This window comes from Polaromonas sp. P3_B4, from assembly GCF_056402835.1.
This window is the reverse complement of the sequence record NZ_JBFUGQ010000001.1, coordinates 1,016,339-1,028,433: the sequence shown is the minus strand read 5'-3', so window position 1 is coordinate 1,028,433 and position 12,095 is coordinate 1,016,339. Positions and strand designations below refer to the sequence as shown.

General features: G+C 62.3%; 16 protein-coding genes. 10 read left to right on the top strand and 6 right to left on the bottom strand.

Going from position 1 to position 12,095, the window contains the following annotated elements:
* Window positions 1-52 precede the first annotated feature (52 nt).
* The 3 genes from AC1DVV_RS05025 to arsC form a co-directional block, all read right to left on the bottom strand.
* Complete coding sequence (locus tag AC1DVV_RS05025; RefSeq protein WP_457278690.1) at window positions 53-283, bottom strand: hypothetical protein; 231 nt, start codon at window positions 281-283, stop codon at window positions 53-55.
* A 207-nt stretch (window positions 284-490) separates the two neighbouring features.
* Window positions 491-859, bottom strand: a complete 369-nt coding sequence (locus tag AC1DVV_RS05020) for an RNA recognition motif domain-containing protein (RefSeq protein WP_457278691.1) — start codon at window positions 857-859, stop codon at window positions 491-493.
* A gap of 337 nt (window positions 860-1,196) precedes the next feature.
* Complete coding sequence (gene arsC / locus AC1DVV_RS05015; RefSeq protein ID WP_477667204.1) at window positions 1,197-1,631, bottom strand: arsenate reductase (glutaredoxin); 435 nt, start codon at window positions 1,629-1,631, stop codon at window positions 1,197-1,199.
* 61 nt (window positions 1,632-1,692) lie between these two features.
* On the opposite strand from arsC, the gene AC1DVV_RS05010 reads away from it, so the two are divergent.
* The 6 genes from AC1DVV_RS05010 (at window position 1,693) to AC1DVV_RS04985 (ending at window position 6,234) form a co-directional block, all read left to right on the top strand.
* Window positions 1,693-2,055, top strand: a complete 363-nt coding sequence (locus AC1DVV_RS05010) for an ArsR/SmtB family transcription factor (protein WP_477667203.1) — start codon at window positions 1,693-1,695, stop codon at window positions 2,053-2,055.
* Window positions 2,056-2,131: 76 nt separating this feature from the next.
* Window positions 2,132-2,584: an ArsI/CadI family heavy metal resistance metalloenzyme gene (locus tag AC1DVV_RS05005; RefSeq protein WP_477667202.1), complete on the top strand. Its 453-nt coding sequence runs from the start codon at window positions 2,132-2,134 to the stop codon at window positions 2,582-2,584.
* Window positions 2,575-3,297: an aquaporin gene (locus AC1DVV_RS05000; RefSeq protein WP_457278695.1), complete on the top strand. Its 723-nt coding sequence runs from the start codon at window positions 2,575-2,577 to the stop codon at window positions 3,295-3,297. Before AC1DVV_RS05005 ends, AC1DVV_RS05000 begins: the two co-directional genes overlap by 10 nt.
* Window positions 3,298-3,349: 52 nt before the next feature.
* Window positions 3,350-4,594, top strand: a complete 1,245-nt coding sequence (locus tag AC1DVV_RS04995; protein ID WP_457278696.1) for an MFS transporter — start codon at window positions 3,350-3,352, stop codon at window positions 4,592-4,594.
* Between the two features lie 6 nt (window positions 4,595-4,600).
* On the top strand, window positions 4,601-5,515 hold the full coding sequence (locus AC1DVV_RS04990; RefSeq protein WP_477667201.1) for a hypothetical protein: 915 nt from the start codon (window positions 4,601-4,603) through the stop codon (window positions 5,513-5,515).
* Window positions 5,516-5,706: 191 nt separating this feature from the next.
* The gene (locus AC1DVV_RS04985) at window positions 5,707-6,234 is read left to right on the top strand and encodes a hypothetical protein (protein ID WP_457306394.1); all 528 of its coding nucleotides are present in this window, start codon (window positions 5,707-5,709) and stop codon (window positions 6,232-6,234) included.
* A 102-nt stretch (window positions 6,235-6,336) separates the two neighbouring features.
* Here the strand turns inward: AC1DVV_RS04985 and AC1DVV_RS04980 are convergent, their stop codons facing one another.
* The 3 genes from AC1DVV_RS04980 to AC1DVV_RS04970 form a co-directional block, all read right to left on the bottom strand.
* The gene (locus AC1DVV_RS04980) at window positions 6,337-6,849 is read right to left on the bottom strand and encodes a GNAT family N-acetyltransferase (RefSeq protein WP_477707121.1); all 513 of its coding nucleotides are present in this window, start codon (window positions 6,847-6,849) and stop codon (window positions 6,337-6,339) included.
* 71 nt (window positions 6,850-6,920) lie between these two features.
* Complete coding sequence (locus tag AC1DVV_RS04975; RefSeq protein ID WP_477702116.1) at window positions 6,921-7,757, bottom strand: amidohydrolase family protein; 837 nt, start codon at window positions 7,755-7,757, stop codon at window positions 6,921-6,923.
* Complete coding sequence (locus AC1DVV_RS04970; RefSeq protein ID WP_477702117.1) at window positions 7,754-8,752, bottom strand: aldo/keto reductase; 999 nt, start codon at window positions 8,750-8,752, stop codon at window positions 7,754-7,756. Before AC1DVV_RS04970 ends, AC1DVV_RS04975 begins: the two co-directional genes overlap by 4 nt.
* A gap of 154 nt (window positions 8,753-8,906) precedes the next feature.
* On the opposite strand from AC1DVV_RS04970, the gene AC1DVV_RS04965 reads away from it, so the two are divergent.
* From AC1DVV_RS04965 to AC1DVV_RS04950, 4 genes are all read left to right on the top strand, one after another.
* The gene (locus AC1DVV_RS04965) at window positions 8,907-9,353 is read left to right on the top strand and encodes an RbsD/FucU family protein (protein WP_457278701.1); all 447 of its coding nucleotides are present in this window, start codon (window positions 8,907-8,909) and stop codon (window positions 9,351-9,353) included.
* A gap of 3 nt (window positions 9,354-9,356) precedes the next feature.
* Entirely contained in the window at window positions 9,357-10,073 is a 717-nt protein-coding gene (locus AC1DVV_RS04960; RefSeq protein WP_477702118.1) for a GntR family transcriptional regulator, read from the top strand.
* Complete coding sequence (locus AC1DVV_RS04955; RefSeq protein WP_477702119.1) at window positions 10,070-11,002, top strand: dihydrodipicolinate synthase family protein; 933 nt, start codon at window positions 10,070-10,072, stop codon at window positions 11,000-11,002. The genes AC1DVV_RS04960 and AC1DVV_RS04955 overlap by 4 nt, the downstream gene beginning before the upstream one ends.
* A 71-nt stretch (window positions 11,003-11,073) precedes the next feature.
* Window positions 11,074-12,090 (top strand): sialic acid TRAP transporter substrate-binding protein SiaP, encoded by a 1,017-nt coding sequence (locus tag AC1DVV_RS04950; RefSeq protein WP_477667198.1) that lies wholly within the window; start codon window positions 11,074-11,076, stop codon window positions 12,088-12,090.
* Window positions 12,091-12,095 lie beyond the last annotated feature (5 nt).

Below are 12,095 nucleotides of genomic sequence, written 5' to 3'. Positions count from 1 at the left end.
GGGAGATGCTGCCGGAGGCTCATCACCGTCGTGCCAGATGCCGTCCAGATGGTCATCGGCCATGACCCCGGTTGGACTCCATCCAGCTGGCCAGTGCGGCTTCATAGGTAGCCGAGGCACTTGCAAGCCGAAATTCGGCACTGGCTGACCCGGCGCGCCCGGCAACAAAGCCTTGCCATCCGTCGCCGTCTTCTGCCTCATAGATGCATAGATCGAAGTCGCCCGGTGGAGGACTGTCACCAAGCATGAGGATGGTCGCGTCGTGCACCTTGTGAACCTTCATAGAGGGGCATTAGGCCACGAAACACCCTGCACACTGAAGTGCAAACGTTGTGACCGCCCGGCAAAGTGCCCGCAGGTAAATATTACCCAGCCCCAAAGAAAAAAGGCCTCAAAACCGAAGTTCTGAAGCCTTTTATGCTGTTCTCAACGTAACGCCGAGAGAGCGGGTTGGCAACGGCATCTCTGCCGTTGACGGGGTTTGCAGGGCTTAGTAGCCGCCGCGACCACCACCGCCGCCGCCGCCGTAGCCGCCACCGCCGGAACGATCGCCACCACCGTAGCCGCCACCACCGCCGCCGCCGAAGCCGCCGCTACGTGGAGGACGTGCTTCCATTGGACGGGCTTCATTCACGGTGATGCTGCGGCCGCCGAGCGACTGGCCGTTCATGCCGGAAATTGCAGCTTGTGCTTCGGCATCGTTGCCCATTTCGACAAAGCCGAAACCTTTGGAGCGGCCGGTGTCACGTTCCATCATGACTTTGGCGCTGGAGACAGAGCCGTATTGGCCGAAAGATTGTTGCAGGTCTTCGTCGCGGACCGTGTATGGCAGATTGCCGACGTAAAGTTTATTGCCCATGGGGACTCCTCAAAAATACATAAAACAAAAGCGATGGGGTCCCGAAAGCACAACAAACCTAAAAAGTACCGCCGTAGCGCGCGAAACTGACCGATCACCTAACCTGTGCGAATGCAATGGCAGCCGCACCTCCCGATTATGCGTGAGGAAACGCGGGGGCACCAGCATTCTTGGGCCTATAAGCACAGCATTTGTCAAATCAGGTGCCCATTCCCCCGGTTAAACAGCGGAAATGACCGAAAAGACGACATTGCCGCCTATGCATGACCATGGACAGACCGTGCTACCGGCCGGGCAGTCGAACGGCCCGGACTGCATTGCGTTGAGGCTGGGAAGCTCAGCGGCCCGCCACACGCTCCCCTTTGTCATTGACGACCTGTTCACCGTCTTCCTTGCTGAACGCACCCCGCTGCGGCATGGGCAGGATGTCCAGCACGGCTTCCGAAGGCCTGCACAGGCGCGTGCCCAACGGCGTGACGACGATGGGCCGGTTTATCAGGATGGGATGGGCCAGCATCGCGTCGATCAGGGCTTCGTCGGCCAGCGTGGCGTCGTCCAGGCCCAGATCCTTGTAGACGGCCTCCTTTTGCCGGACCACCTCCCGCACCGGCACCGCCATCTGCGCGACCAGCTCCAGCAACTTTTCCCGTGTGGGTGGTGTTTTCAGGTATTCGATGACCTCGGGTTCGATGCCGGCATTGCGGATCAGCGCCAGCACATTGCGCGACGTGCCGCATTGGGGGTTGTGGTAAATCGTGACGGCGGAAGGCATAAGTTCACTCCTGAAAAAGGGATTGGTTGCATCGATTCAATATTTCAATTATATTTGAATTATGAAAGCATTAATCCCAAACCTTGATTTTCCCCCGCTTGAGGAAGGTTCTGCCGTGAAGGCCCTGGCAGCGCTGGCGCAAGCCCAGCGCCTGCGCGCGTTCCGCGCCCTCGTCGTCGCCGGGCCTGAGGGATTGACGCCGGGCGCGATGGCCGAACAACTGGGCGTCGCACCGAGTGCCCTGTCTTTCCATCTCAAAGAGCTCTCACACGCCGGCCTCGTCAACAGCGAGGCACGCGGGCGCAACCTGATCTACCGCGCCAACTTCGGGCAAATGAATGCGCTGCTGGGCTACCTGACAGAGCACTGCTGCGAAGGCGGCACTTGTGAAGTAGCCACCAAGGCCGATTGCAGCAACTGCTGAACACCCTACGCGATTGCACGCCACCACCTCCATCACGCACAGATCCAAGCCAACACAACCACCCAAGGAGAGCCCCATGAAACGCTTCCATGTCCACGTCCACGTGAAAGATCTCGAGCAGAACATCGCCTTTTACTCGGCCATGTTTGACCAGCAGCCTGCCCGCACCGAGGCCGACTATGCCAAGTGGATGCTCAGCGACCCGCCGGTCAACTTTGCCATCTCTACCCGGGGAAGTGCGCCCGGCGTGGACCATCTGGGCATTCAGGTCGACAGGCCCGAAGAGCTGCAGGCCCTGAAAGCCAGTGCCACCCGCGCCGACATGACGCTGCTGGACGAAGGCCCCACCACCTGCTGCTACGCCCGCAGCGACAAATACTGGCTGACTGACCCGCAAGGCATCGCCTGGGAGCAGTTCCATACGCTGGACAGCATTCCAGTGTTCAGCGAAGCCAAGCCCGCCGCCGGCAAGGCCTGCTGCGCCGCGCCCGCTGGCGCAGCTTCCAGCACAAAAGCGGCGTGCTGTTAAGCCCTGCCGTAGCGGAGGCACCGCGCCCCCCTGACGCGCCCTCGCTCGCGCGTCAGGCACTGGCGGAATTCATCGGCACCGCCGCCCTGCTCTGCGCCGTCATCGGCTCGGGCATCATGGCCGAACGCCTGAGCGGCGGCAACATGGGTGTGGCCCTGCTGGCCAACACACTGGCCACCGTGTGGGCGCTGTACGTGCTGATCGAGCTGCTCGGGCCCGTCAGTGGCGCGCACTTCAACCCGCTGGTCACCCTTGTTATGTGGTCAAAAGGCCCTGCAACCCATAAGAGACGGGCGCAAGCAGCTATTCTTTTTATAGCATTCCAGCTACTGGGCGCTGTAGCCGGAGCCTGGCTGGCCCATGCCATGTTTGACATGAGCGTGCTGCAGTTCAGTACCAAACTGCGCAGCAGCTGGGGTCAGTGGCTAGCCGAAGCGGTCGCCACGGGCGGGTTGATTTTTGTCGTGCTGCGCGCCCCTGCGGCCAAGGCGCCGGCGCTGGTCGCCTGCTACATCGGCGCAGCGTACTGGTTCACCGCCAGCACCTCGTTTGCCAACCCGGCCGCCGTGCTGGGACGCATGTTGTCAGACAGTTTTGCCGGCATCGCGCCCGCCAGTGCAGCGGGCTTTGTGGCTGCCCAGGCTGCCGGTGCGTTGGCGGGCGTCGCCCTGCACCATGCGCTCGGCCGGCAGCAGGCGGTGAGCCAAGGCTGAAACGCAGGCGGCGAATCAAGGCACCGCGTCCGTCCTTGGTACCCTTGTGGCTGTGACACCGAAAAGCCGTTCTGCCACCGTCGTCCAGCTGGGCATCGCACAGACGCTGGCGTGGGCCTCCAGCTACTACCTGCCGGCAATTCTGGCGGTGCCCATGGCGCGCGACCTCGGCGTCGGCACGCCCAACGTATTTGCTGCTTTTTCTGCTGCGCTGGTGGTCTCCGCATTGCTGGGCCCGGCTGCGGGCAAGGCCATTGACCAGCACGGCGGAAGGCCGGTGCTGGCCGCGAACAGCCTGATTTTTGCCGCCGGCCTGCTGGTGCTGGCCCTGGCACAGGGGCCGGTGGGCCTGTTTGCCGGCTGGGTGATCCTGGGTGTGGCCATGGCCGCGGGCCTGTACGAAGCGGCCTTTGCCGCGCTGGTGCATTTGTACGGCAAAGACGCTCGCGGCGCCATCACCGGAATCACCCTGTTTGCCGGTTTTGCCAGCACGGTGGGCTGGCCCTTGTCGACCTGGCTGGAGCTTGAATGGGGCTGGCGTGCGACCTGTCTGGTCTGGGCCGCATTGCACTTGCTGGTGGGGCTGCCGCTGAACTGGCGGCTTCCGGCTTCGCCCGCGTCAGGCATTCCCACCGAGTCTCATTCAGGCGCAAGCCCGCCCGATGCCCTGGCGCCCGCCGCTGCGTCCGCACCATCCACATCCACTTCTTCTCTCACCTCCTCCGTCTCCAGCAGCACCCGCACCGCAGTCCTGCTGGCGCTGGTGTTTGCCGTCACCTGGTTCATCAGCACGGCCATGGCCGCACACCTGCCACGGCTGTTGCAAGCCCATGGCGTACCGCTGGCCACCGCGCTGGTATTTGCCGGACTGGTCGGTCCCGCGCAAGTTGCGGGCAGGCTGCTCGAATACGGCCTGTTGCGCAACATCCACCCGCTGGTGTCGGCGCGGGTGGCCGGCAGCCTGCACACGCTGGGCGCGATGGTGTTCCTGTTTTTTGGAATTCCGGCAGGGGCGGTGTTCACCCTGCTGCACGGCGCCGGCAATGGCGTGCTGACGATTGCCAAGGGCACGCTGCCGCTGGTGCTGTTCGGCGTGCGGGATTACGGCGCGCGCCAGGGATTGCTGATGGTGCCAGCCCGCTTTGCGCAGGCCACAGCACCCTGGCTGTTTGGCCTGGGGATTGACCGTTTTGGCAGCGGCGCGCTGTGGTTCTCAGCGGCGCTGGGGCTGGTGGCGTTTGCGGCGCTGATGGCGCTGCAAGACCCTTCCTCTGCAACAGCCCGGCACAGAGATTGAGCTAGCATGTCCACGATCACTCAGAAGCGGACATTCACCAAGGGCAAACGCATGCGAGGCAAAGAAAAATTCGATCAGGGATTCGCGGATCGCATGACCTTCGCGCCCAAAAATTGGGCTCACCATGCAGGAGTGCTGGTGCTCAGCATGACACTGGGGTGCGCCACGAACGCTCAATCGCAGGGAACTACCCCTCAGGCAGAGCCAGAAGTCAGAGTTCAGGTGTGCGTTCCGGGCAAGCGAATCTACTTCAACGATCTTGAGCTCGATCAACTTGAGAATCATCCAATGTTCACAAGGTATTCGAAGCAGCAACTGGAGCTCGCACCAAAGACAATTCGACGTGCCGCGCCCTTCGACGACCCCAGGGTGGTAAATGATCCGCGATCGGTTAGAAGTTACGGAATTAGCTTCGGAGAGGCACTGAACAGGGACGGGGGATTCAGTTTTGGCGCTGGATTCGTCCCCGTCGAGGACTCCACAATCAGTGGGCAGCCTGTGTATGAGAAGGGCTACGGATACCCGGCCAGAAACTACGTGGCGATTAGAGTCGCTTTGCTAAATGCGGATATTGAGCCCGGGGCCAGCGCGCCCACCTTTTGGTTCAGGCTACCGTCAATCGTTTCCGCCGATAAGTTCTCTAACTGGTTGCCACCGGTATCGGTGGAAAGCGAACCGTCCAAGTCGCAGTTTTGGTATGGATTGAGTCACGGCAGAGACCTCCCGATTCAAGAGGTCCCTGCCGACGCTCCGAAGATTCGGGTCGTCTTGTGTAAGAACCGCCAGACCCACACTGATCCGGCAACCGATGTCCTTCCGGCACTGACGACAGCAAGACTGAGATTGAGGACCGCCACAAGCGGCTCTCAATTCGTCTACGAATTTGTCGCAAAGACGAATGAAGTCATACCTGATTGTTAGGCGAAATTCAGTCGGCTTTGGCGCGAGCGAAGACTCGTCGCGCCAAAGCCGAGTCTGTAATCAGCGAGCGAGAAGCCCGCTTTGGGCCCGAGCCGGACCTCAGTAAGATGGCGGCTATCGGCCAAAAGCCGGCAGAGGCCTCACACACTGGTAGCGGCTTCACGATCACTCTATTGACCGAAGCGACTCTTATGAACATGCTTGCGCGTACCCTTGTTTTCATCGTCCTCTTTGCGGCCTTGGCGACCGCTATCGGTGGTGTAGGCGGAATTACGTGGGGCCTGCTGCTGGCGTTCATCGGGACGGTGTTCATCCACAGTTACATGAAAGAGCGGCGCGACAAGCTGACGGATGGAGCCGGGCCCACCCGAATGGCTTCCTCCGATGCGGCAACTGATCCCGCCGCTGCGCTGGTTCCTGGCGCCACGACGGGGCACAGTCTCCAATGGGCACGTTGGACCTTCATGCTGATGCTGGCTTGCGTTTTCCTATTCCCTGAGTCGGTGGGCAAAGAGTACGCGTCCTATCGCTTAACTGCGATGCTGGTGCTCTTCGCCGTCTTTCACGTTCAGTTGGGCCACGCAGCTGCATCGTTTGGTCGCAGTTGGGCCGTGTTCGGTCTTCTGCCTCTTCTGTTGCCGGTGCTTGGGGGACTGATTTCGTTCGGCGTGCTGTGGCAGGTTGGCCCCAGGAAGGCGGCCGCAGACCCGCCCAAGTGAGGACACGATCAGATTTTCAACGGCGCTGGGTCTGGTGGCTTTTGCGGTGCTGATGTTGCCGCGGGATCCGTCCGATGCGGGCGACCAAGGCGCCTGAAATATTCACTCCAGCCACTTCTGGAAAAACTGCGCCTGGCCCATGGCCGGATCCAGCTGGTAGCCGGCAAAGCCGATGCGTTCATAAAGCTTGATGGCGCTGCGGTTGCCCTGCAGCACTTCGAGCGTCAGTTTGCAGGCGCCGCGTTCGCGTGAAATCTCGTCCACCAGCGTGAGCATCTTCTCGCCGATACGCTGGCCACGGTGGCCTGGCAGCACGGCCACGTCGTGGATGTTGACGAGCGGGCGGCAGGCGAAGGTGGAAAAACCTTCAATGCAGTTGATGAGGCCGACAGCCTTGTCGCCGCTAAAGGCCAGCACGCTGAAGGCATGCGGGCGTTTGGCGAGTTCACTGACGAGGTTGTCTTTGGCGAAATCGCTGAGCGGCTTGGCGCCGCCGGCCGGGTCTTGCGCATAGGCGTCGAGCAATTGCACGACAGCGGCGGCATGCACGGGATTGCCGTAGTCGGCGCGGCAAACCTGCAGCGGGCTTTCGGAAGGGTTGGAGGATTCGGTCACGCGATGCGCTTTCAGTGCAGACAATCGGATGATTCTAAAGACGGCGCGCAAAGCAGAGCGCAAACCGGGATTTAAAGCCAGTACAACTCTCTGGCGTTGCCACCCATGACGGCCGCCTGGCTCGCTACGTCGAGCGGCGCAAGCAATTGTTGCGTCTCGCCCCACCACTGCGCGTAGCTGCCGGCCAGTTCCAGCACGGGCCAGTCACTGCCCCACACCACACGCTGCTCACCAAAACTTTTGAGCACGCGCTTGCCCCAGCGCGTGACAGCGCCGGCAGCCGGCTTCGGCCCGGCCTCGGTCATCAGGCCCGACAGTTTGCAATAGGCCTGTGTCTCGCCGGCAATGCGCAGCATGTCGTCGGCCCAAGGCTGCCACTGGCCCGCAGCGATGTCAGGTTTGGCGGCATGGTCTATCACCATGCGCAAATCCGGGTGCCGGCGCGCCAGTGTCACGATATGCGGCAGGTGCACAGGCTTGACCAGCGCATCGAACACCAGGCCGCATTCCACCATCGCATGCAGGGCCGGCGCCAGCGCTGGCTGCAGTATCCATTGCGCATCGGCAATGTCCTGCAGCATCGGGCGCAGTCCCTTGAGCCGGGGGTGGCGGGCCAGCGCCGCTATGCGGGCAGGTGCGTCGGGCGCCAGCATGTCCACCCAGCCGACCACACCCAGCACACCGGGGCTCGCATCGGCCTGCGTCAGCAAAAAATGTGTTTCGGCTTCAGTGGCTGCGGCCTGCACCAGCACGCCGCCCCGCACACCCAATGGCGCAGACTGCGCCTGCCAGTCCTTCACGGCCACATCGCGGTAGATCGGCGCCAGCTCCGGTGTCAGCCAGCCGTAGTCATCACGCGCCAGCTGCCAGCAATGAAAGTGCGCGTCAATCACCGGAAACGATGTCATGGCGTCAGCACCTCGGCGGGCAGCAGGCACTGCGTGCGCAGCGCTGTCCAGAACTCCGGCGGGATGGGGTGCGCCATCATGGCCACGGCGTCCGTCCATTCGCCGGCTTTGCGGGCACCCAGCATGAGGCTGTGCACGGCCGGGTGTGCCAGCGGAAACTGCAGCGCAGCGGCGCGCAGTGGAACACCGTGCGCTTCACAAACCCCTTCAATTTTCGCGGTCCGCTCCAGCCATTCGTGCGCGGCCGGCGCGTAGTTGAAAGTTGCAGCACCGCCGCGCGTCCCGGTAGCAAGAATGCCCGAGTTAAATGCACCACCCAGTGCGATGCGCACGCCGCGCGCCAGGCACTGCGGCAGCAAAACGGGCAGCGCACTGTGGTCCAGCAGGCTGTAGCGGCCGGCCAGCATCAGCACATCCAGCTCGGCTTCGCGCAATACGTCCAGTACGACGCCGGCATCATTGGTGCCCAGCCCGATGGCGCGTACTAGGCCTTCGCGTTTCAGTTGCTGCAGTGCCGGCAACGTTTCGTCAATCAGCTGACGCAGCACAGCATTCGCATTGGTGCCATGGGTCTGTGCATCCGGGTCGTGAATGTAGACGCTGTCGAGCCGGGACATGCCCAGCCGCTGGAGGCTGTCTTCCACGCTGCGGCGCGTGCCCCCAGCGCTGAAGTCCCAATGCTGGTTAAAAGGCAGGATGTCGACATAGCCGTGCTGGGCGGTCGCGGCACGCCCGTCAGGTGTCAGGATGCGGCCGACCTTGCTGGACAGGGTGAAGCTGTCCCGTGGCCGCGAGCGCAGTGCGTCGCCCATCCGCCGCTCCGACAGCCCATGGCCGTAGTGCGGTGCCGTGTCAAAACTGCGGCAGCCGCCGGCCCAGGCGGCATCCACCAATGCCTTCGCCTCTTCGTTGCTGACGGCCGAAAACAGGTTCCCCAGCGGCGCGCCGCCGAGCCCGAGCCGAAGGGATGTGAGACTGGAAAAGGTGGAAGTCATTTCAACATGCCGGCAAACCGCAGTTCCGGGTAAACACCAATAAAAGTTCAGCAATGTTATAGCTAACATGTCAGTCATCCAACCCGGAGAAACCCGCAGCCTGAAAAGCCGGGCGGATCTGGGCTATTGCCTATCACTACCTCGCCCCCAACGCATGCTCAAGAATATTCCGCCACTGTTGATCCCTGACGCACTGCATGGACTCTGCAGCATGGGCCATGGGGATGACGTCGCCATCGTGGACGCCAACTTTCCAGCCGCTGCCGTGGCGGCCCGGGGGGGCGCCCGGCTAGTGCAGTTGGCGGGCGTCACGTCGCCGCAGGCGCTGCAGGCCGTGCTGCAACTTCTGCCGCTGGACAACTACGTGCGCGACGCTGCCTGGACAATGCAGGTGGTGGGTGATGCCGGCGCTGTGCCCGCCCCTGTCGCCGAATTTTCCGCGCTGCTGGCCCAGGCGGCCGAGCGGCCAGCCGCCACGCTGGAACGGTTTGAGTTTTATGCGCGCACCGAAGCGGCCTTCCTGATCCTGCAGACGGGCGAGCAGCGCAAGTACGGCAACATCCTGCTGCGCAAGGGCGTCATATCCAGCGACGCGGGCTGACCCATGAGCGGTACGGCGCAAGCGCCTCACGCCCCGCCCATCAGCCTGCGCGCGCAGGCCTATGAGAGCTTTCAGCAGCAAATCGTCGATGCCAACATTCGCCCCGGGCAGTTTGTTTCGCAACGTGAGCTGATGCAGCTGCTGGGTATGCCGCTGGGCGCCGTACGTGAGCTGATTCCCCGCCTGGAAGCCGAGGGCCTGCTCAAGACCGTGCCGCAGCGCGGCCTGCAGGTCGCCCACGTGGACCTCAAATTGATCAACAACGCCTTTCAGCTGCGCCGCCTGCTGGAGCGCGAGGCCGCCACCCGCTTTGTCACCACCGTGTCGGACGCCGACCTCGCAGCCATCGAGCAGGCGCACCTGAACATCGTCAAGCGTGCGCGGAAAAAGGCCATTGACGACAGCCTGCTCAAGGACGCCACAGCGGTGGATTGGGGCCTGCACGACCTGATGATCGACGCACTGGGCAACGAGCTGATCTCCGAGGTCTACCGCATCAACAGCCTGCGTGTGCGCCTGATCAAGCTCGAAGGCTCGACCCTTTCACCCGACGTGCTGATTCCAGCCATGGAAGAGCACCTCTGGTTTATCGACGCCCTCAAGCGGCGCGACGCGCCTGCCGTGATCGAACGCCTGAGCCACCACATTGAAAGCGCGCACCGACGTGTGCTAGGACTGCCGCGGCCCGATATGCCGTGGTCTTTGGAGACCCCTGAATGACGAGTTCTTTCCCCGCCGCCGAAAAATCGTTTCGCGGTATCTGGCCCGCCCTGCTGACGCCACTCACGGCCGACCTGAACATTGACCACGCAAAATTCGCAGCCCATTGCAAGGCGCTGATCGCCAGCGGTTGCCCCGGTGTGACCGCTTTCGGCACCACTGGCGAAGGACCGTCTTTTTCCCTGGCCGAGCGCAAGGAAGCCATTGACCAGCTCATCAAGAACGGCATTCCGGCCGCGCAGATCATGGTGTCAACCAGCTGCGCCGCCCTGCCCGAAACGCTGGAGCTGACGCGCCACGCCGTCAAGGCGGGGGTGCACGGCTGCCTGATGCTGCCGCCGTTTTTCCTCAAGGGCGTGTCCGACCAGGGCATCATCGACAGCTACCGCTTTGTGATCGACGGCATGGCCGGCACACCCTTCAAGCTATACCTGTATCACATCCCCCAGGTCACGGGCGTTCCGCTGTCGCACCATGTGATCAGCACGCTCAAGAAGCAGTACCCGGACACCATCGTCGGCATCAAGGACAGCGCCTGCACCACCGCACATTCGGTCGGCCTGTCCGATGCGTTCATGAAGGAGATGACGGTGTATGTCGGGTTCGAGCCCGACCTGCCGGAGATGGGCCGCCGCGGCAGCACCGGTGCCATCAGCGGCCTGGCCAATTTCATGCCGCGACTGGTCAAGCGGCTGGTCACAGAGCCCGACGCCCCCAGCACGCCCGCCGAACGCGAGCGCGTTGTCGAGCTCATCGGCATGCTGGGCGCCTATTCACTGATGCCCGCACTCAAGGGGATCATGGCCATGCTGAGCGGCGACAAGACCTGGCTGCGCGTGCGCGCACCGCTGGTAGCTTTGACACCCGATGAATACACGGCACTGGAAAAAACCATCAGCGCCTTCGGGATTAATACAAAATCCGAGTGACGCCACGCCGGGCTGGTCCCGGTACGGTTTCGATAATTTCACGCGACTTAACGACAAAGTAAGGAGACAACATGACAGCTTCCCTCAAAGGTATTTTCCGCCGCAGCCTGCTGGGCACCGCTTCCGCCGTGCTGCTGATGGGCGCCCTGCTGCCCGCCGCACAGGCACAGAACAAGGTCGTGCTGCGCGTTTCCACGCCGGCCGTGCCGGATGACTGGCACGCCAAGATGTGGACGGTCTTCAAGGAGAACCTTGAAAAAAGCGCGCCCGGCGAGTTCGACGTGCAGATCAACCTGAATGCATCGCTCTTCAAGCAGGGCACAGAGCCAGCCGCCATGGCGCGCGGCAACCTTGAGCTGTCGTCGATTTCCGCTTTTGACATCGCCAAGCTGATTCCCGAGTTCTCGATCTTCACGGCCGGTTATATCGTGCGCGACCCGGACCACCAGCAAAAGGTGTTCAACGGCCCCATCGGCACCGAGATGTTCAAGCTGGTCTCCGAAAAAATGGAAGTGACGCCGCTGTCCACCGTGTACCTCGGCACACGCCAGGTCAACCTGCGCGAAGCTCGCAACGTCAAGGTTCCGGCTGACCTCAAAGGCGTGAAGCTGCGCATGCCCGGCTCCAAGGAATGGCTGTTCCTGGGCGAAGCACTGGGCGCCACGCCCACACCGCTGGCCTTTGGCGAGGTTTACCTGGGCCTGAAGACCGGCACCATCGACGGCCAGGACAACCCCCTGCCCTCCGTGCGCGCGGCGAAATTCTATGAAGTGACCAAGCAGATCGTGCTGACCAGCCACCTGGTGGACGGCATCTTCATTGCGATTTCGAACAAGGCTTACAACGCCATGAACGCGACGCAAAAAACCAAGGTCAAGGCCGCTGCACAGGCTGCTTCCGCCTACAACAATGAAAACCGCATCAAGGAAGAAGGCCAGCTCGTCGAATTCTTCAAGAAGGAAGGCCTGACCGTTACGACACCCGATGTGGACGCTTTCCGCAAGACGGTGCAGACGACTTACCAGAACTCCGAGTACGCCAAGGCGTGGCCCAAAGGCCTGCTTGAGCGCATCAACAGCACGAAGTAATTCCT